The sequence below is a fragment of the Paracoccus caeni genome (assembly GCF_016629665.1).
Taxonomy (GTDB): domain Bacteria; phylum Pseudomonadota; class Alphaproteobacteria; order Rhodobacterales; family Rhodobacteraceae; genus Paracoccus; species Paracoccus caeni.
Window position 1 is genome coordinate 35600 of record NZ_JAEPRQ010000003.1, and the last position, 19018, is coordinate 54617.

Annotated in this window: 22 protein-coding genes; 13 read left to right on the forward strand and 9 right to left on the reverse strand. The window is 62.6% G+C overall.

Translation table 11 applies throughout. The features are described from left to right. Nucleotides 1–227 precede the first annotated feature (227 nt). The 9 genes from JJJ17_RS09645 (at nt 228) to JJJ17_RS09685 (ending at nt 5662) form a co-directional block, all read left to right on the forward strand. Nucleotides 228–605 carry a hypothetical protein gene (locus JJJ17_RS09645; RefSeq protein ID WP_200685864.1) on the forward strand — a complete coding sequence of 126 codons (378 nt, stop codon included), beginning with the start codon at nt 228–230 and terminating at the stop codon, nt 603–605. 98 nt (nt 606–703) lie between these two features. Further along, nucleotides 704–1336 (forward strand): CDP-diacylglycerol--glycerol-3-phosphate 3-phosphatidyltransferase, encoded by a 633-nt coding sequence (pgsA, locus tag JJJ17_RS09650; RefSeq protein WP_200685866.1) that lies wholly within the window; start codon nt 704–706, stop codon nt 1334–1336. After that, nucleotides 1326–1577 carry a molybdopterin converting factor subunit 1 gene (gene moaD / locus JJJ17_RS09655; protein WP_200685868.1) on the forward strand — a complete coding sequence of 84 codons (252 nt, stop codon included), beginning with the start codon at nt 1326–1328 and terminating at the stop codon, nt 1575–1577. Before pgsA ends, moaD begins: the two co-directional genes overlap by 11 nt. 3 nt (nt 1578–1580) lie before the next feature. Beyond that, nucleotides 1581–2015 (forward strand): molybdenum cofactor biosynthesis protein MoaE, encoded by a 435-nt coding sequence (locus JJJ17_RS09660; RefSeq protein ID WP_200685870.1) that lies wholly within the window; start codon nt 1581–1583, stop codon nt 2013–2015. Nucleotides 2016–2040: 25 nt separating this feature from the next. After that, a complete protein-coding gene (locus JJJ17_RS09665) occupies nt 2041–2886 on the forward strand; it encodes a GNAT family N-acetyltransferase (protein WP_200685872.1) in 846 nt (281 codons plus the stop codon). Further along, on the forward strand, nt 2883–3404 hold the full coding sequence (locus tag JJJ17_RS09670) for a hypothetical protein (protein ID WP_200685874.1): 522 nt from the start codon (nt 2883–2885) through the stop codon (nt 3402–3404). Before JJJ17_RS09665 ends, JJJ17_RS09670 begins: the two co-directional genes overlap by 4 nt. A gap of 53 nt (nt 3405–3457) precedes the next feature. Further along, nucleotides 3458–4828 (forward strand): glutamate--cysteine ligase, encoded by a 1371-nt coding sequence (locus JJJ17_RS09675; protein ID WP_200685876.1) that lies wholly within the window; start codon nt 3458–3460, stop codon nt 4826–4828. A gap of 61 nt (nt 4829–4889) precedes the next feature. Next, complete coding sequence (locus JJJ17_RS09680; protein ID WP_200685878.1) at nt 4890–5141, forward strand: hypothetical protein; 252 nt, start codon at nt 4890–4892, stop codon at nt 5139–5141. 107 nt (nt 5142–5248) lie between these two features. Next, complete coding sequence (locus JJJ17_RS09685; RefSeq protein WP_200685880.1) at nt 5249–5662, forward strand: hypothetical protein; 414 nt, start codon at nt 5249–5251, stop codon at nt 5660–5662. Here the strand turns inward: JJJ17_RS09685 and plsY are convergent. From plsY to JJJ17_RS09710, 5 genes are read right to left on the reverse strand one after another with little or no spacing between them, the layout of a single operon-like run. Then, a complete protein-coding gene (gene plsY / locus JJJ17_RS09690) occupies nt 5659–6243 on the reverse strand; it encodes a glycerol-3-phosphate 1-O-acyltransferase PlsY (RefSeq protein WP_200685882.1) in 585 nt (194 codons plus the stop codon). The two genes, JJJ17_RS09685 and plsY, sit on opposite strands and share 4 nt — an antisense overlap. Next, nucleotides 6240–7523 (reverse strand): dihydroorotase, encoded by a 1284-nt coding sequence (pyrC, locus tag JJJ17_RS09695; protein WP_200685883.1) that lies wholly within the window; start codon nt 7521–7523, stop codon nt 6240–6242. The genes plsY and pyrC overlap by 4 nt, the downstream gene beginning before the upstream one ends. After that, nucleotides 7520–8068: a hypothetical protein gene (locus JJJ17_RS09700; RefSeq protein WP_200685885.1), complete on the reverse strand. Its 549-nt coding sequence runs from the start codon at nt 8066–8068 to the stop codon at nt 7520–7522. The genes pyrC and JJJ17_RS09700 overlap by 4 nt, the downstream gene beginning before the upstream one ends. 7 nt (nt 8069–8075) lie before the next feature. Beyond that, entirely contained in the window at nt 8076–8642 is a 567-nt protein-coding gene (locus JJJ17_RS09705) for a hypothetical protein (RefSeq protein WP_200685887.1), read from the reverse strand. Beyond that, nucleotides 8639–9604 carry an aspartate carbamoyltransferase catalytic subunit gene (locus JJJ17_RS09710; RefSeq protein WP_200685890.1) on the reverse strand — a complete coding sequence of 322 codons (966 nt, stop codon included), beginning with the start codon at nt 9602–9604 and terminating at the stop codon, nt 8639–8641. The genes JJJ17_RS09705 and JJJ17_RS09710 overlap by 4 nt, the downstream gene beginning before the upstream one ends. Before the next feature lie 157 nt (nt 9605–9761). On the opposite strand from JJJ17_RS09710, the gene JJJ17_RS09715 reads away from it, so the two are divergent. Beyond that, nucleotides 9762–11135, forward strand: coding sequence for an MATE family efflux transporter (locus tag JJJ17_RS09715; RefSeq protein ID WP_200685892.1), 1374 nt, complete (start codon nt 9762–9764; stop codon nt 11133–11135). 31 nt (nt 11136–11166) lie between these two features. After that, the gene (locus JJJ17_RS09720) at nt 11167–11403 is read left to right on the forward strand and encodes an Lrp/AsnC ligand binding domain-containing protein (protein WP_200686720.1); all 237 of its coding nucleotides are present in this window, start codon (nt 11167–11169) and stop codon (nt 11401–11403) included. Nucleotides 11404–11418: 15 nt separating this feature from the next. Here the strand turns inward: JJJ17_RS09720 and JJJ17_RS09725 are convergent, their stop codons facing one another. Then, nucleotides 11419–12180, reverse strand: a complete 762-nt coding sequence (locus JJJ17_RS09725; RefSeq protein WP_200685893.1) for an alpha/beta fold hydrolase — start codon at nt 12178–12180, stop codon at nt 11419–11421. A gap of 114 nt (nt 12181–12294) precedes the next feature. Here JJJ17_RS09725 and JJJ17_RS09730 point away from each other — a divergent pair, with 114 nt between their 5' ends. Continuing rightward, nucleotides 12295–13395: a pyridoxal phosphate-dependent aminotransferase gene (locus JJJ17_RS09730; RefSeq protein WP_200685895.1), complete on the forward strand. Its 1101-nt coding sequence runs from the start codon at nt 12295–12297 to the stop codon at nt 13393–13395. Nucleotides 13396–13560: 165 nt separating this feature from the next. Here JJJ17_RS09730 and JJJ17_RS09735 read toward each other — a convergent pair whose 3' ends face one another. Then, nucleotides 13561–15720, reverse strand: coding sequence for a malate synthase G (locus JJJ17_RS09735; protein ID WP_200685897.1), 2160 nt, complete (start codon nt 15718–15720; stop codon nt 13561–13563). Nucleotides 15721–16092: 372 nt separating this feature from the next. Between JJJ17_RS09735 and JJJ17_RS09740 the strand changes: the two genes are divergently transcribed. Next, entirely contained in the window at nt 16093–16512 is a 420-nt protein-coding gene (locus JJJ17_RS09740) for a pore-forming ESAT-6 family protein (protein ID WP_200685899.1), read from the forward strand. A 69-nt stretch (nt 16513–16581) separates the two neighbouring features. Here the strand turns inward: JJJ17_RS09740 and JJJ17_RS09745 are convergent, their stop codons facing one another. Beyond that, nucleotides 16582–17808, reverse strand: coding sequence for a saccharopine dehydrogenase family protein (locus JJJ17_RS09745; RefSeq protein WP_200685901.1), 1227 nt, complete (start codon nt 17806–17808; stop codon nt 16582–16584). Between the two features lie 38 nt (nt 17809–17846). Then, entirely contained in the window at nt 17847–18947 is a 1101-nt protein-coding gene (nspC, locus tag JJJ17_RS09750; RefSeq protein WP_200685903.1) for a carboxynorspermidine decarboxylase, read from the reverse strand. Between the last annotated feature and the right edge of the window lie 71 nt (nt 18948–19018).

Below are 19018 nucleotides of genomic sequence, written 5' to 3' on the forward strand. Positions count from 1 at the left end.
TTTCATTCGGTAACATATCGGCAATTATTCGCCGATGACGCGGCTGGCGAATTTTTTGTTTATGCTAAAGCGGGTTGGGGAATTTTCCTTGTCGAAACAAAGGGCAAACTTCTGCACTGCAGCGAAGCTTCGGTAATATCCTGCCTGTCTAGGCTGGGTTTGTCGCGCTATAGTTGTGGCAGGTCGAAACAATTCTGTGATCGATTTTTGCTGAAAGGAGGCCCCTCATGACCCGTGCGACAGAACTTGCCCGCGCCGAGACACGGACCCCCGCTTTCCAACTTAACGACGGGTTTGAAGACGATCTCTGGTCGGATTTCCAACCCCGGCTGACCGAAATGGATGCGGTCGTTACTGATAATTACATCAGTGGTTGCTATCCCGTTTTGTATGTTCGTTGCCGCGATGGGCGGAACTGGACCATCGAGCTTGCCAATCGCGTTCGTAATGACGCGGTGGGCCTGACCGAACACGCCGTGTTGCCCGGCGACAAGGTTCAGATCATTGGCCGCCGGACTCGCCATTTTGGCGAATACCGGATCAAGGCCCTGCATTTGACCGTCGGCGAAAAGGCGTATGACCTCTATCCAGAGGCGCTGGTCTGACTGTCATGGACGCGGCGCACCCCGATGCGCCGCGTTCGTTTGCCGCAATCGCACTGCGGCCTCTTCCCAAGCCCTGCGGCAATGGCTAGCTTGCCGGTATGCGCTGGAACCTGCCCAATATCCTGACCCTGCTTCGGCTGATCGCGGCGCCTGCCGTGCCGCTGATGTTTCTGTATTTCAGCCGCCCCTTCGCGGATTGGGCGGCGCTGACGCTGTTCATGGTGGCGGCGATCACCGACTGGATCGACGGCTATCTGGCCCGCGCCTGGCAACAGGAAAGCCGCTTCGGCGCGGCGATGGACCCGATCGCCGACAAGGCGATGGTGATCATCGCGATCGTCGTCATCACGGGCTATTCCGGCATGAATCCTTGGCTGATTCTGCCCGCAACCGTGATCCTGTTCCGCGAGGTTTTCGTCTCGGGCCTGCGCGAATTTCTGGGACCGAACGCGAAACTGCTGAAGGTCACCAAGCTGGCCAAGTGGAAAACCACCTGCCAGATGGTTGCGATCTCGGTGCTGTTTTTGGGTACGGGCCTGACCTTCCTTGAACATGGCGAGCCGCCGATGGTGGGTGAGGTGAGCTTGCCGTGGTCAACAAGCTGGGCCGATCTGGCAACGCATCTGGGCCTGCTTCTGATCTGGATCGCGGCGGCTTTGACCGCATGGACCGGCTGGGATTATTTCGTGAAGTCGCTGCCCTATCTGCGAGAGCCGGGTCATGAAGCTTGATGTCCTTTATTTCGCGTGGTTGCGCGAAAGGATCGGACAGCCGCGCGAACGGATCGAGACTGATGCCGAAACCGTCCGCGATCTGGTCGCGCAGCTTATCGCCCGCGATGACTGGCACGCGGCGGCCTTTGCCGACATGGCGGCGGTGCGTTGTGCGGTGGACCAGCAGCTTGCCGATCTTGACGCATCTCTGACCGGCGCGCGGGAGGTTGCGTTCTTCCCGCCGATGACAGGGGGCTAGGTCATGCCCGCCCGCATCCAGCCCCAACCTTTCGATCTCGCCGCCGAGCTTCGTGGCTTTGGTCAGGGTGCTGGTGCGGTCGTCACCTTTTCAGGTCTGGTCCGCGACGATACCGGCCAGATGACCGCGCTTGAAATCGAACATTACCCCGGCATGACCGAGCGCGCGCTTGCCGATTTCGGCGCCGGTGCCGCCCTGCGGTTCGGTCTTGCCGACTGGTTGATCATTCACCGCTACGGGCGGCTGAGCGTGGGTGAGCCGATCATGATGGTCGCGACCGCCGCCCGCCACCGCCGCGCGGCCTTCGATGCCGCCGACTATCTCATGGATTGGCTCAAATCCCGCGCACCGTTCTGGAAGCGCGAGATCGGCCCTGATGGCGAGGGGGAATGGGTAGCCGCCAAAGACAGCGACGAGGCGGCGCTGGACCGATGGTAGGTCCCCTGACAGCACGGCACCGGGCATGATCCCGGTTGGCGCCGACGAGTTGTCGCGGGCTGCGGCCGCGCTGGAGCATTGCTCGGAAGGGCCGATCTTTCTGCAATCGAACATTCACAACCATGGCCTTGCCCGTGAAGGAAGTGACCACCGCGCGGTTCATCTCTGGCGGACACCGGACTGGACCGGGTTCACCGGCCTGACTGCGGGCGGCGTCCTGATGCCGCAGATGCGCGACGCGGGCCAGGGGTGGTCCGGCCTGCGGCCCGCGCTGCAAGGGCGGCGGATTGTCGGCGCGAATGGCGAAAGCGGTCAGGTGGTCCGCGCGATAGAGATGCTGGGACTGACCGACGCGCCGACCGCATTGAATCGCGAAGAACCTGGCTTTGAACTTGATCTGAAGGATATGATCGTCCCGGACGTGGGGGGCCTTTGGAGCCAACCCTTACGCGATGTCGACCGAGATTTGCTGCTGGGCTGGCGCGCGGCTTACCGGGTCGAGATTCTTGGCGATACGCCTGCCGAGGCCGCCCGGACCGCGCCCGCTGAAATCGATGACTGGATGCGCGACGGCAGCCACCGGCTGATCTGGCAGGATGATCGCCCGGTCTCGCTCGCCGGAGTCAATGCGCGGCTTCCGGGGCTGGTTCAGATCGGCGGTGTCTATACGCCGCCCGAGCTACGTCGCCGTGGCCTTGCCCGACGGGCGGTCGCGATGTTGCTGGCAGAAATGCGCGGGCGAGGCGCGACCCGAGCCTGTCTGTTCGCAGCATCGGCGCAAGCCGCGCGGGCCTATATCGCCATCGGGTTCCGGCATAGCGGGACAATCCGCATGGTGTTTTTCAGCCAGCCGGTCGAGGTGACACCATGATCCGGCCTGAAATCCGCGACTGGTTGAAGCGCTGGTCGGAAACGCTAATTGCAGGCGGCGTCCTTGTGTTTGGACTATGGCTTGCGACCTGGGGCGGCTGGTTTTTCGCGGCGATTGGCCTCTTGGTTGCTTTGGTTGGCGTTTCCCTTTCCATCGGCGCGTGGCGACGCATGCCCTTTCGTCGTCAGATCGATGCCCCCGGCGTGGTCGAGGTCGAGGAAGGCGCCATCCGCTATTTCGGCGCAGCCGCGCTTGGGGGTGAGATCGCCCTGCGCGATCTGACCGAGATCCGGCTGCTGCGATTGCAGGGACGCGGCCATTGGCGCCTGCGCAATCAACAGGGCGAGGCATTGCTGATTCCCGTCGATGCGGCGGGTGCCGCGTCGCTGGCAGATGCCTTTACGTCGCTGCCCGGCTTGAAGATGGGCGCGGTTTCGAATGCACTGGCGCATGTCGCGGAACAAAGGGATGCGGTGTCCGTCCTTTGGCGGAGAAGCGATCAAGGCAGCTTGACTTGATCCTGTCCGCTTGCCACCTGTGACGGACGACAACGCAGAAAGGCCTCTAGTTCATGTCGATTCCTCAGCAGGGCGGAGGCCCGATCGAAAGCCGCGATCAACTGGTTGCCTATATCGCATCAGGTGAAAAACCGCGCGATGCATGGCGCATCGGCACCGAACACGAGAAGTTCGGTTACGACACGGCCAACAAGCTGCCTTTGCCCTACGAGGGGGAGGTCTCGATCAAGGCGATGCTGACCGGCTTGCAGGAACGCTTTGGCTGGACCCCGGTTTACGAACAGGACAACATCATCGGCCTTGAACGGAACGGGGCCAATGTCAGCCTTGAGCCGGGCGGCCAGTTGGAACTGTCGGGCGCGCCGCTGGAGACGATCCACCAGACCTGCGACGAGGTGAACCACCATCTGGCCGAGGTGAAAGAGATCGCCGACAAGCTGGGGGCGGGCTTCATCGGCCTTGGCGCGGCACCGATTTGGTCGCAGGACCAGATGCCGATGATGCCCAAGGGCCGTTACCGGCTGATGACCGATTACATGGATCGCGTCGGCACGATGGGCAAGCAGATGATGTATCGCACCTGCACGGTGCAGGTGAATCTGGACTTCGCCTCTGAACCCGACATGGTGCAAAAGCTGCGGGTGGCGCTGGCGCTGCAACCTGTCGCAACGGCGCTGTTCGCCAATTCGCCCTTCCTTGATGGCAAGCCGAACGGCATGAAAAGCTGGCGGGCGCATATCTGGCAGAATCTGGACGAGGCGCGGACGGGGATGTTGCCCTTCGCCTTCGAGGACGGCTTTGGCTATGACCGTTGGGTCGATTACGTTCTCGATGTGCCGATGTATTTCGTCTATCGCGACGGCAAATATATCGACGCCTTGGGGCAATCCTTCCGCGATTTCCTGCAAGGCAAGCTGCCCGCATTGCCGGGCGAGATCCCAACGCTTTCGGACTGGGCGGATCACCTGACCACGGTTTTCCCGGAAGCGCGGGTGAAGAAGTTTATCGAGATGCGTGGCGCCGATGGCGGCCCGTGGCGGCGGCTTTGTGCGCTGCCCGCGCTGTGGGTCGGCCTGACCTATGACCAAACCGCGCTGGATGCCGCATGGGATCTGGTCAAGGGGTGGGATCATGAGACGCGCGAGGGCCTGCGTCGCGCCGCGTCGCGCGATGCGCTTCAGGGTGAGGCGAACGGGGTCAAGATGCTTGATCTGGCGCGTGAGGTTCTGGAGATCGCTGAAACGGGTCTTAGAAACCGCGCCAAGACCGGCGCAGGCGGTCTGATCTCGGACGAGACGCATTTCCTGAACGCACTGAAGGAAAGTGTCGATTCAGGCAAAGTCCCCGCCGACGAGCTGCTGGAAAAATACCACGGCGAATGGCAGGGCGATCTGTCACAGATCTACGCGGAATATTCCTATTGATTGCGTCAGGGATACTGACATGCCAGTATTCCGGCAGTTAAATCCTATAGGAGCCAATATCTTGCGCGATTTCTTCATTCTCTGGATGGAACGTATCATCAATGTCGTGATCGTCATCGGCGCGGTCAGCGTCTTCATTGGCGGGCTGGTCGTGATGTTCTCGGCCCAGGGCGGATTTTTTCAGGGTCTCTTGGCCTGGGTGTTTGGTTCGATCTATCTGATCGTTCTGGGCGGCATGATCTATCTGGGCCTTGGCATCTACAACAACACCAAACGCACGGCGGAAGCGGTCGAGCGTCTGTCGCAGCGCTGACAGCCTCATAGCGCACGACAAGGTGAGCGTCTGCGGCGTAGCTGATGCTTGAAATATGATCTGACTGACGGCAAACCGGCGAAAAAGCCGGTGAAAAGGGGCAGATCATGCGGGCAGATGTGATGACGTGGTTGCAACGTCTGGTGGCGGCGGTGTTCGTCCTTGGCGTGTTGGCACTTCTTGGGGTGGTGGTGCTTCTGGTCCGGCAATCGACCGGCCTGCCACCCCTGCCGATCTTTGCGGGCCTTGCCGCATTGGTCGCGCTGATCCTTCTGGCGGGGGCGTGCCTTGCGCTTTTGTCGATTGCGGTTTCCGCCAGCCGTGGTGTCGAGGCGCTCAACCGCCTTGCCGATCAACCGGCACAAAGCGTTTCGTCGCCGAAACCCGTCATCGCGCGTCCGTTCGAAGGCCCGTCGCTGCGCGAGATCGCCCAGAGCGTCGAGCCCGAGCCTCAGCCCGCAATGACCGCACCAACCAGACCGTTGCGCCCGGCAGGCCGGACGCTGGTTGCTGAACGCTAGGATTTACGTCCGATACGCGGCTCTGACCCGTCCAGCAGGCGGGTGATGTTGGCGTGGTGGCGGATGAAGATCAGCACCGCAATGAACAGGCAGACAAGGATCAGGTCGCTGCGTCCCAATGCCCATGCAAAGACCGGGGCCAAAGCCGCCGCCATCAGGGCTGAAAGGCTGCTGATCCGGCTGACCAGCGCTGTTGCCAGCCATGTCGCGCAGGCGATCAGGCCCAGCGGCCAATAGAGCGCGATCAGCGTGCCAAGGAAGGTGGCGACCCCCTTGCCGCCCTTGAAGCCCAGCCAGACCGGAAAACAATGGCCCAGAAAGGCCGCGCCGCCCGCGAGGATCGCCGCCGTCTCGCCGCCGAAATGGCGGGCCAGAAGCACGGCGATGGCGCCCTTGCCGCTGTCCAGCAGCAACGTTGCCAGCGCGGCGGGCTTGTTGCCGGTGCGCAGCACATTGGTTGCACCGATATTGCCGGACCCGATCTGGCGCAGATCGCCAAGGCCAAGCGCGCGGGTGATGACCAACCCGAAGGGGATCGAACCGATCAGGTAGCCAAGTGCGGCCCAGATGACCAAAATCATGCTTCACCTCCGAAAACGCGTTGGCCCGCGACCCATGTGCCGGTGACACGACCCTCCATCCGCGCGCCGTCGAAGGGGGTATTCTTCGATTTCGACAGCAGCGTGAAACGGTCCAGCACGAAAGGTGCATCGGGATCGAACAGGATCAGATCGGCAGGCGCACCCTTCGACAACCGACCGGCAGGCAAGCCCAGCCGTTTCGCCGGGTTCAGCGACATGGCCCGCCAAAGCTGCGGCAGGGTCAGCCCGCCTTGGTGATAGAGGCGCAACGCGGCGGGCAGCAGGGTTTGCAGGCCGACCGCGCCGGGGGCCGCTGCCTCAAAGGGCAGGCGCTTTGATTCCTCGTCCTGCGGGGTGTGGAAGCTCGCAATCACGTCGATCAGCCCGTCCGCGACCGCCTGCACCATCGCGATCCGGTCATCCTCGGGGCGCAGCGGCGGGGTGAAACGAAAGAAGGTGCGGTAATCGCCCACATCGAATTCGTTCAGCGTCAGATGGTGGATCGAGATCCCCGCCGTCACGTTCAGCCCCTTGTCGCGGGCACGTCGAAGCGCGGGCAGCGCGGCCTCGGTGGTGATCTGGTCGGCATGCCAACGGGCGCCGGTCATCTCGACCAGCGCAAGATCGCGGTCCAGACCCATCACCTCGGCCATCGGCGACACGGCGGGAATCCCGTAGAGCGAGGCGAACTTGCCGCTGGTCGCCGCCGCGCCTTTCGACAGGCTGGCATCCTGCGGATGGCCCACGATCAGCGCGTCCAGACCGCGCGCATAGGTCATGCAGCGCGACAGCAGTTTCGCGTCCTGAACCGGGCGGACACCGTCGGTGAAGGCCACGGCCCCGGCATCGGTCAGAAAGCCGATCTCGACCATCTCGCGGCCATCGCGGTTCTTGGTCAGCGCGGCCATGTGGCGAATGTTGACCGGGGCGTCGGCGCCGCGACGGGTCACGAATTCCAGCGATTCCGGGGTGTCGATCGGGGGCAGGGTGTCGGGGCGCACGATCATCGTGGTCACACCGCCCGCCGCCGCTGCCCGGCCGGCGCTGCGGAAGCTTTCCTTGTGCCGCTCGCCCGGTTCGCCGATCTTGACGCCCCAGTCGATCAGACCGGGAGCCAGCGCGCGACCATTGCAATCGACGATGTCCGCACCTTCGGGTGCGGCCTCATCGGGGCTGCCGATGCTTTCGATCACGCCGTCACGGACCAGAAGACTGCCGGGTGCGTCGGTCTGCGCCTCGGGGTCGATCAGGCGGGCATTCTGGAAAACGAGGGTGGTCACGGCGCGGTCTCCGTTCTGCCTGCTTGGCGCGATTGGATGTCTTTGATCATGTCGGCCACCTGCCGGGGCTCGGCAATGGCGATAAAGCCGGTCTCGCGGTAGGGGCGGTTGGGCAGGCGCGGATCCTCGGGCGGGGCGACCAGAACCGAGTCGCGCAGCACCTCCAGCTCCAGCTTCGGCGTGATCGGCCAGTCCCGCAGCTTCGCACCGTCATGGGCCAGCATACGACGATCAGTCAGGGCATAGCGGCTGCGGCGCAGGCGGGCGATCTGCAAGCGGCGGGGCAGGAAGCGGCAGGTCAGGCCGACGATCAGCGCCACCGCACCAATGCCGCCGAAGCCCGCAACGAAATCGGGCTGCGACCGGCCAAGGAAGGCGATCAGAATGAACAGCAGACTGCCCAGCGACAGGATCGTGCCCAGAAGGCTGAAAAAGCGCACCGGCAGATCGGGGCGACCGGGGCCAATGGGCGCGCCTTGCCACAAGACCTGCTCGCCCGGATGAAGGCTTTCGGCCCAGTTGATGCCGGTTGCGGCTTGCGACATCAGACGATCATCCTGCGGCTTCGGTATTGGAAAGCTGTCGCGACTGGATATCGCGGATCATCTTGCCGACTTCGATGACATCCGGGATCATGATGAAGCCGATATCGCGATAGGCTGGAGCGCCGTTGATTTCGATGGCAAGCTCTTCCTGCCCGAAAATCAGCGAGCCGGGAGTGCCCGGATGAACCTCGACCTGCATCGTCGGGGTAATGTTCCACGATTTGATCGCCTGCCCTTCATAAACCAGGGCGTGACGGTCTGTCAGCGCATAGCGGGTCTTGGCAAGGCGGGCCTTGGTGAAGCGTGCGGGTAAAATGAGCACGGAAAGCCCGATGACCAAGGCGCTTGCGCCAAGCCCGGCAAAGATCAGGTTGAACATCGGGTCCCCGGCATCCACCAGCAGACCGATCCCAAGAAAGGGTAACCCGCCCAAGGCGAAGATCGCGCCGAACAAACGGAAGAAACTGGTCGCCCGATCGGCTTTTGCTGGCCCGACGGGCTGACCCATCCACAGGATCCGCTCACCCGGCTCCAGCGCTATCGCCCAATCTGCGGCGTTCGGACCGTCGCTCACACCATCACCCCGCCCGCCGCAGCGCGTCCCCGGTCGGCGCGCAGGTTCCGGGCCAGCAGATCCAGCGCGGCCATACGGACGGCGACGCCCATTTCAACCTGATCCTGAATGACGCTGCGATTGATGTCGTCGGCGATGGTGCCGTCGATCTCGACACCCCGGTTCATCGGGCCGGGATGCATGACGATGGCGTCGGGCGCGGCCAGTGCCAGCTTTTCGGCATCTAGCCCCCAACGGTGGAAATATTCCCGCTCGGACGGGATGAAACCGCCATCCATCCGCTCTCGCTGAAGCCGCAGCATCATTACCACGTCGGCGCCTTTCAGCCCCTCGCGCATATCCTCGTAAATCTCGCAGCCGAAATCGGCCACGCCCGAGGGCATTAGCGTCCGCGGACCGATCAGCCGGATGCGGTTCTCCATCTTGCCCAGCAGGATCAGGTTGGACCGCGCCACACGGCTATGGGCAATGTCGCCGCAGATCGCCACGGTCAGGCGCTGCAACCGTCCTTTGGCGCGGCGGATGGTCAGCGCGTCCAGCAAAGCCTGTGTCGGATGCTCGTGCCGCCCGTCGCCCGCATTGATGACCGCGCATTTCACCTTCTCGGCCAGCAGGTTCACCGCACCGCTGTTCGGATGCCGCACCACCAGCAGGTCTGGCTGCATCGCGTTCAGGGTCAGCGCCGTGTCGATCAGCGTCTCGCCCTTTTTGACCGAGCTGTTCTGCATCGACATATTCATGACATCGGCGCCCAGCCGCTTTCCCGCCAGCTCGAAGCTGGACTGGGTGCGGGTCGAATTCTCGAAGAACATATTGATCTGGGTCAGTCCCTCCAGCACGTCGGAATGCTTGACCGTGCGGCGGTTGAGGGCGACGTATTCCTCGGCCAGATCGAGAAGCGTCACGATCTCGGAAGGGGCAAGGTGGTCGATACCCAGAAGATGGCGGGCGCGAAAACTCATGTTCCTCCTCCGGCGGCTGGAAACGGTTTCTCTATTGCAGAAGGCGGGCGGTCGGGCAAGCGCGCAGGCGGCGCTTTCATGCAACGGCGAAACTGTCTTCATGCACATCGTGCAAATCAAGATTGCCCGGCCTCCTGCACAAGGATAAGGCATTTTGATGTTTGGAAAGTATTCACCCCACATTTTAGCGACATTATCGCTGGGCCTGCCGCTGATCGGCAGCCATCTGGCGCGCATGGCAATTCATGTCAGCGATACGGTGCTGCTTGGCTGGTACAGCGTCGATGCGCTGGCGGCGCTGGTCATTGCCACATCGATGATCAACATCTTCTTCTTTCTTGGCATGGGCTACGGCATTGGCGTGATGGGCGTGATCGCGACCGCCATCGCGCGCGGCGACGAGACCGAGGTGCGACGCTCGGCCCGTATGGCGCTGTGGCTGTCCGTCGGCCATTCGCTGTTGTGTATGCCGTTCTTCTGGTTTTCCGGCCCGATCCTGCTGGCGCTTGGCCAGACCCAGACGACCGCGACGATGGCGCAGGATTTCCTACGGATTGCCGGTTGGGGCTTGCTGCCGATGCTGGGATCGCTGACGCTGAACGCCTATCTTGCCGCGCAAGAGCGGCCCGGCGTCGCCATGTGGGTCACATTGGCGGGGCTGCCGCTGAATGTGGCGCTGATCTGGGTGCTGACCTTTGGCAATCTGGGCATGCCGGAACTGGGCGTGCGCGGCGCGGCCATTGCCAGCGTGACCGTGCAGATGCTGGGTCTGGCGGCGCTGGCGCTTTATGCGCATTGGCTGCCGCAGGCGCGGAAATATAACCTGTTCCAGCGGTTCTGGCGTCCCGATACGCAGGCGATGCGCGATGTGTTTCGCATTGGCTGGCCAATCGGGCTGACCATGGTGGCCGAGGGCGGGCTGTTCGTCGCCTCGAACGTGATGATGGGCTGGATCGGCACGCAAGAGCTGGCCGCGCATGGGATTGCCCTGCAAATCACCTCGATTGCCTTCATGGTGCATCTGGGCCTGTCGAATGCCGCGACGGTGCGGGTCGGGCAGGCCAAGGGGCGCGGCGATAATGTCTGGATGCGCGATGCGGCGGTGACGGTGATCGGGCTGTCGCTGGTCTTTGCCGCGCTGACCATCGCGGCCTTTCTGATCTTTGCCCGGCCCTTGGTCGGGCTGTATCTGGATGCGGCCGATCCCTTGGCTCCGGTCATCATCGCGATTGGGGCAGGGCTGCTGGTCTATGCGGCGCTGTTCCAGTTGACCGATGCCTTGCAGGTGATCGCGCTGGGCTTTCTGCGCGGGGTTCACGATACGCGCGTGCCGATGTGGATCGCGGCCTTCAGCTATTGGGTGATCGGCATGCCGGTCGCATGGGCGCTGGCCTTCCCGCTTGGCTTTGGTCCTGCGGGTCTGTGGCTGGGCCTCTGCGTCGGGCTGACACTGGCGGCGGCGCTGCTGATGCGGCGCTTCTGGCGGGGGTGGTCGCGCGGGGACTGGACCCCGCCATCGCCCGCAGTCTAACCTGTCGTCGAACCATCAGCAGGAGGCCATGATGCGACCCGTCTTCGTCCAGTTCCGCTGCGAGCCCGGCAAGACCTATCAGGTTGCCGAGGCCATCTATGACCGCGAAATCGTCAGCGAGCTTTACTCGACCTCGGGCGATTACGACCTGATGGCCAAGGTCTATATCCCCGAGGATGAGGATGTCGGGCGATTCCTGTCGGAAAAGCTGTTCGACATCCCTCATATCAGCCGGACGCTGACAACGATGACCTTCCGGGCGTTCTGAGGGGCTTGCCTTTGGCTAGAGCTTTGACAGGAAGGTCTTGATCAACGGCAGCACCAGTTCCGGTTGATCCTGATGGGGGACGTGGCTGCCGAAGGCGATAAGCCCCAGCTTCGCCCCCGCAATCGCATTTGCCAGCGCCACGGTTTCATCACGCAGGACCAGATGATCCTCGTCCCCGCCAATAATCAGCGCCGGGCAGCGGATGGTCTGGGCGATGCGGCCGGGGTAATTGCCGGTCGCGGTGTTGCGCCACATCGACAGCAATGCCTTGAAGAATTTTTCGAAATCCGGTTCGGGGTTGAGGCTTTGATAATGCTCGACCGTCTCGGGAAAGCGGCCGCGCCACTTCTCTGGCGTCAGCAGATCATAGATGTTGCGCATCACGGTCGTGGCTGGTGCATCGCCATTCGCGCCGATGGTCACCAGACCGGACAGGCGGCGATTGCCGCGCGCGGCGACGTGTAGGCCGGTGATGCCGCCGTCGCTATGACCGATGATGACCGGCGATGTCATCTGTCGTTCGGCAATGACCGTCTCGGCGTCGGCAGCCAGCAGCCGATAGGAGAGCGGGTCGGTCCCCAGTGTCGAGGCGCCATGGCCGCGGCTGTCGATCAGCACGCAGCGGCAATCCTCGAAAGCATCGATCACGCCGTCCCAATCGTCCAGACTGCCGCCGCCGCCATGCAGGAACAAAAGCTCGCGCCCATGCGGGTTTCCCGTTTCCTCCACATGAATTGACGCGCCGTTTGCCTCGATCTTGCTGCCGTTCTTGCGCATGTCCTGCCCCCCTGCCGTTCTATGACGCCTTGAGGCAAGGCTAGCAGCGCGGGCAGGCGGCCACAATTGTAGGATCGCTTGCGCAATGCCGTGAAATCGGCAAAGTCCACGAATATGAAGATACCCGAATTCGCCCCTATTCCTGCCTCGCTTCCCGCCACCGTTCCCTTTGTCGGGCCCGAGACGCTGCAACGCCAACTGGGCTTCGATTTCGTGGCCCGGATCGGCGCGAATGAGAATGGCTTCGGGCCGTCGCCAAAGGCGGTGCAGGCGATGCGGGACGAGGCGCAGCAGGTCTGGCAATATGCCGACCCGACCAGCCACGATCTGCGGCAGGCTTTGGCCCGGCATTTGCAGATATCCAGCGAAAACATCGTGGTAGGCGAAGGGATCGACGGCCTTCTGGGGCTGCTGGTGCGGTTGATGATCGCGCCGGGCGATGCGGTGGTGACCTCGGATGGCGCCTATCCGACCTTCAATTATCACGTCGCGGGCTTTGCCGGGGTGCTGCATAAGGTGCCTTATCGCGATGACCGCGAAGACCCGGATGCGCTGATTGCAAAGGCGCGGGAGACCGGGGCGCGGCTGGTCTATCTGGCCAACCCGGACAACCCGATGGGAAGCTGGCATGCGGGCGCGGTGATCGAGGCTATGCTGGATGGTTTGCCCGGCAACTGTCTGCTGGTGCTGGATGAGGCTTATGTGGAATTTGCGCCGGATGAGGCCGTTCCGCAGATCGCGGTGGATGATCCCCGTGTCATTCGGATGCGCACCTTTTCAAAGGCTTACGGAATGGCCGGGGCGCGGGTTGGTTATGCCTATGGGCATCCGCAACTGATCGCCGGGTTCGAGCGGGTCCGCAATCACTTCGGGATGAGCCGGATCGGTCAGGTCGGGGCGCTTGCCGCCTTGGCGGATCAGGAATGGCTGGCGCATGTGCGGGGTCAGGTGATCTCTGCCCGGGCGAAGGTCGCTGAAATTGCTACGGAAAATGGCATGTTCGCGCTGCCTTCGGCGACGAATTTCGTCGCGGTCGATACCGGGCGGGACGGTGATTTCGCGCGGCGGCTGGTGAAAGGGCTGGAGGCGAAAGGCGTGTTCGTGCGGATGCCCGGCGTCGCGCCGCTGGATCGTTGCATCAGGATCAGTTGCGCGCCACAGACAGAGATGTCGGTGCTTGCCGAGACATTGCCGCAGGTGCTGACAGCGCTTTAACCTTTTCGCGCAACAGCTGCGTTCGTTGGGCTGCGCAACAGCGATCCGGCGCGATAAGAAAAACCCAGCAAATGCTGGGTTTTTTGCTGCACAGAGTGTGCACAGGTTGTGCACAGCCCAGACACAGGCGATGCACAGCAGATGCGGACTGCCGGGGGTAGAGGCCTAGCGCCGAAGCGCCTTGGCCTCTTTCCGCCGGGCATGCAGCGCCGGTTCGGTATAGCCCGAGGGTTGCTTGGTGCCGGTCAGGATCAGATCGCGCGCGGCCTCGAAAGCCGGGCCGTCGAAGCCGGGGGCCATCGGGATATAGGCCGGATCGCCCGCGTTCTGGCCGTCCACCTTCACCGCCATCCGGCGCAAAGCATCCTCGACCTCGGCTTCCGAGATCAGGCCCTGTTCAAGCCAGTTCGCCATGTATTGCGCGCTGATGCGGCAGGTGGCGCGGTCCTCCATCAGTTGCACATCGTCGATATCCGGCACCTTCGAACAACCGATGCCCTGATCCACCCAACGCACCACATAGCCAAGGATACCCTGACAGCTATTGTCCACCTCGCGCAGAACCTCTTCACGCGAAAGGGGGGTGTCGCCGACCAAAGCCGGGGTCAGCAGCAGGTCCAGATCCGGGACGGGACGGCCCATCAGCCCCTCTTGCACCTCGGCTACGTTGACCTTGTGATAGTGCAGCGCGTGCAGCGTCGCGGCGGTCGGGCTGGGCACCCATGCGGTGTTTGCCCCGGCCTTCGGATGCCCGATCTTCACCTCCAGCATTTCGGCCAGCGCGTCGGGCTTGGCCCACATACCCTTGCCGATCTGTGCCTTGCCGCGCAGGCCGCAGTTCAGGCCGATGATGACATTGCGATCCTCATAGGCCGACAACCAGCCCGCCGCGCGCATGCCTGCGCGGCCGACGAAAGCGCCCGCCTGCATCGAGGTGTGGATCTCGTCCCCGGTGCGGTCGAGGAAGCCGGTATTGATGAACACGACCCGATTGCGGATCGCACCGATCGAGGCGGCAAGGTTGGCGCTGGTCCGGCGTTCCTCATCCATCAGGCCCAGCTTGACGGTGTTGGCGGGCAGGCTCAGCACTTGTTCGACCTTGGTAAAGACGCGGTCGGCAAAGGCGGCCTCGTCGGGGCCGTGCATCTTGGGTTTCACGACATAGACCGAACCGGCGCGGCTGTTGCCCAAGCCCTCGCTGCGCTTCAGGTCGTGCAGGGCGGCGGCGGTGGTGACCATGGCATCCATCAGCCCCTCGGGCGTTTCCTGACCGTTCAGCTTGACCGCGTCGGTGGTCATCAGATGGCCGACATTGCGGACCAGCAGCAGGGCGCGGCCCGGCAGTGTTTCGGTATTGCCATCGGGGCGGGTATAGCTGCGATCATCGGCCAGTTTACGGGTCAGGGTCTTGCCGCCCTTGTCGAAACTTTCGACCAGATCGCCTTTCATCAGGCCAAGCCAGTTGGTGTAAACGGCCACCTTATCCTCGGCATCGACGGCGGCGACGCTGTCTTCGCAATCCTGAATCGCGGTCAGGGCGGCTTCCACGATCACATCGCGCAGCCCGGAGGCAGAGGCTGCGCCAATCGGATGATCCGGGTTCACGATCAGTTCGACATGCAGCCCGTGATGGCGCAACAGATAGCCGGTATCCTTGCCCTCGTTGCGGGTGCCGATAAAGGCCGACGGATCGGCGAGGCGGGTTTCGGTGTCGCCGATGCTGGCGGTCAGGCCGTCGGCATCCGCGCCATAGGCGGTGACATCGGCATGGCTGCCGCTGGCCAGCGGGAAGGTCTCATCAAGGAAGCGGGCGACATAGGCGACCACGGCGTCACGGCGCGCTGGGTCGATGCCGCCGCCAGCCGGAGGAGCGCCGAGAACGTCCGAGCCGTAAAGCGCATCGTAAAGTGAGCCCCACCGCGCATTGGCGGCGTTCAGGGCGAAGCGGGCATTGCTGACCGGGACGACAAGCTGCGGCCCGGCAAGCGTGGCGATTTCGGGATCAACCTTGCCGTTCTCGATGGCGAAGGGCGCGGGTTCGGCGACCAGATAGCCGATCTCGGTCAGGAAGGCGCGATAGGCGGCGGCGTCCCAGGGCTGGTTGCCGCGCGCCTTGTGCCATGCGTCGATCTGCGATTGCAGCTCTTCGCGACGGTCAAGCAAGGCGCGGTTCTCGCCCGCGAAATCGTTCAGCAGTTCCGCATAGCCCGACCAGAAGCGATCCGCATCCACGCCGGTGCCGGGCAGCAGACGGGTTTCGACGAAGCTGGCCAGTTCCTCGGCGACCTCAAGGCCATGACGTTCGGTATATGCGGTCTTGCTCATCCTGGATTCTCCTTCTCGCGGCATCATGGCGGTGTGGCGGAATGCGAGTCACGCACGAATCTTGGTATACCATCGCGCACCATGCATCATCTGCATTAAGGCAACCAAGGTGATTATCCAAGATGCAATGGAAGGTTTTTCCATTTTCGTCGCGGCACGCGAAATCGTGTCCGCTACTCGCTCAACAGCCTGTGGGGTGTGGTTGTCAGCCGAGTTTCGCTGACACAGATCGGTCCGAACCGAGGGCACCGGCAGAAAGCCGCTGAAATCCAAGAAAAAATCCCGGCCCCCCTGAACCTCGCCCGCATTCTGACGTTAGCTATGCACACGCGCCGCAACTGGCGCGTTTTTATGACGAACAAGGAGCTCATAATGTTTCGCCATATCGCACTTGCCGCTACCCTGAGCCTCGTCGCCGCACCGGTGGCCTTTGCGCAGGACACCGCGCCCGCCCCTGATGCGGCACCGTCGCCCGAAGCGGCGGGGATCGATCCGGCGCAGGCTTATCTGGCTGCCCGCAATCAGCTTGGCATCCTGAAGCACTGCCAAGAGCAAGGTTTCAGCGGCGCTGAAGCGGTAGCCGCGCAGGAAAAAATGATCGGTATGCTGCCGGCGGGTGATGCCGCTGCGGGCGACGAAGCCGAACAGAAAGGTGCCGCAGGCACCGTGTCCATCGGCGGCACCGAGGTCAATCTCGAGGAAGCCGCAACTGGTCAGGGCACCACGGTCGAGGCGCAATGCCAGCAGATCGAAGCTGCCGTGAACCAAGTCGCGGCGCAGTTGCCGCAATAAGGTTTCGACCTTTGGAAATGCGAACGGGCCGGCGATTGCCGGCCCGTTTTGCATTCGGTCACGCAGGTCTTAGATCGGGTGATCGCCGGTGGCGTCGATGACGCGGGTCGGCAGGCCCAGATCGCCCAGAAGTTCAAGGAAGGGCCGCGCGGGCAGATCCTCGACATTGACCATCTTCTTCACGTCCCAGACGCCGCGCGCGATCAGCACCGCCGCCGCGACAGGGGGCACACCCGCCGTATAGCTGATGCCCTGGCTGCCGACCTCGTTGAAGGCGTCCTTGTGGTCGGCGACGTTATAGATGAACACCTCGCCCGGCTTGCCGTCGCGGGTGCCTTTGACCAGATCGCCGATGCAGGTCTTGCCTTCGTAATCGGGCGCAAGGCTGGCCGGATCGGGCAACACGGCCTTGACCACTTTAAGCGGGACGACTTCTTGCCCCTCGGCGGTCTTGACGGGCTGTTCCGACAGCAGGCCAAGGTTCTGCAGCACGGTGAAGACGTTGATATAGTGATCGCCAAAGCCCATCCAGAAGCGCACATCGGCATCCTTGTAACGGGCCGAGAGGCTGTGAACCTCGTCATGGCCCGAAAGGTAAGCCTTGCGCTTGCCGACGACGGGCAGATCCCATTCGCGACCGACCTCGAACATCTTGTTCGATTTCCACTCGCCACCTTGCCACGAATAGACGGTGCCGGTGAATTCGCGGAAATTGATCTCGGGGTCGAAATTGGTGGCGAACCAGCGGCCATGCGAACCGGCATTGATATCGACGATGTCGATCTCGTCGATCTTGTCGAAATATTCATCCTCGGCCAGACGCGCATAGGCGTTGACCACGCCCGGATCGAAGCCCGCGCCCAGAATGGCGGTGACGCCTGCTTCCGCAGCATCGTCGCGGCGCTTCCATTCGTAATTCGCATACCATGGCGGCGTTTCGCAAACCTTGGCCGGGTCTTCATGGATGGCTGTGTCGATATAGGCCGATCCCGCCGCAATGCAGCCATCAAGAACCGTCATGTTGATAAAGGCCGAGCCGACATTGATGACGATGCCGATGTTCAGCTTGCGCAGCAATTCCTCGACCGCTTCACTGTCCATCGCGTCAAGCTGATGGCTGATGAAGGGCATGTCGTGTCCCTTTAAGCGCAGGCTGTCGATGATCGCATCCGCCTTGGACTGCGTGCGGTTCGCGATATGCAGATCGCCGAATTCGGCGGCCTGCTGCGCGACCTTATGGGCGACAACTTGCGCGACGCCACCCGCGCCAATGATCAGGACGTTCTTCTTGGCCAATTCCGACTCCTTTCAGGGGGTGCAGAGTTTGGGGCGCCTCAGGACAGGCTGCCTTTGTAGTCATCATAGGAAAAGCGGCGGACCGGACGGATCGTTCCGTCCTCTTCACGGATCGCGATCGAGGGCATGGCGACACCGTTGAACCAGTTCTTCTTCACCATCGTATAGCCCGCCGCATCGGCGATGCTGATGCGGTCGCCGATCTTCAGCGGCTGGGCAAAGCGCGCCTCGCCGAAAATATCGCCCGCCAGACAGGTCTTGCCCGCGATCTGATAGGCGTGATCACCTTGCTGCGGCAGCTTGGCCGTTTCGCGATAGATCAGCAGATCCAGCATATGCGCCTCGATACTGCTATCGACGATGGCGACATCCTTGCCGTTATTGATGATGTCCAGAACGCTGACCTCCAGCGAGGTGGTCTTGGTGATGCTGGCCTCGCCCGGTTCCAGATAGGCCTGCACACCGAAACGATCCTGAAACGCCTTCAGCCGGTCGGCCAGTTTCTCCAGCGGATAACCTTCGCCGGTGAAATGGATGCCGCCGCCAAGGCTGACCCAGTCCAGCTTTTGCAGGATATCGCCAAATTCGGTCTCGATCCGCGAAAGCTGGTGGTCGAACAGGTCGAAATCGCCGTTCTCGCAATTATAATGGATCATGACGCCGCTGATCCGGTCCATCGCCGCTTCCAGCCGCGCAATGTCCCATTCGCCAAGGCGCGAGAACGGCCGCGCCGGATCGGCAAGATCAAAGCCCGAGGTCGAGAAGCGCGGGTTCAGCCGCAACCCGGTGGTGATGTCCTTGGCCTTTTCGCCGAAACGGTCAAGCTGGCTCAGGCTGTTGAAGATGATCTTGTCGGCATAGGTGATCGCCTCGTCGATCTCGTGATCGGCCCAGGCGACGGAATAGGCATGGGTTTCCTTGCCGAATTCCTCATGGCCCAGCCGCAATTCGAACAGCGAGGACGAGGTGGTCCCGTCCATATAGTCGCGCATGAAATCAAAGGCCGACCAAGTGGCAAAGCATTTCAGCGCCAGCAGCGCCTTGGCCCCTGACAACTCGCGCAGTCGCGCGACCTTTTCCATGTTGGCGCGCAACAGGGATTTGTCGATCAGGTAGAAGGGCGTCTGAAGCTCGGTCATGCTGGTCCTTCGCGCGGAAAGCCGGGGGCGGGAAAGGGGAAGGGCCGATATAGAGGCCCGGTCTGCTTTTC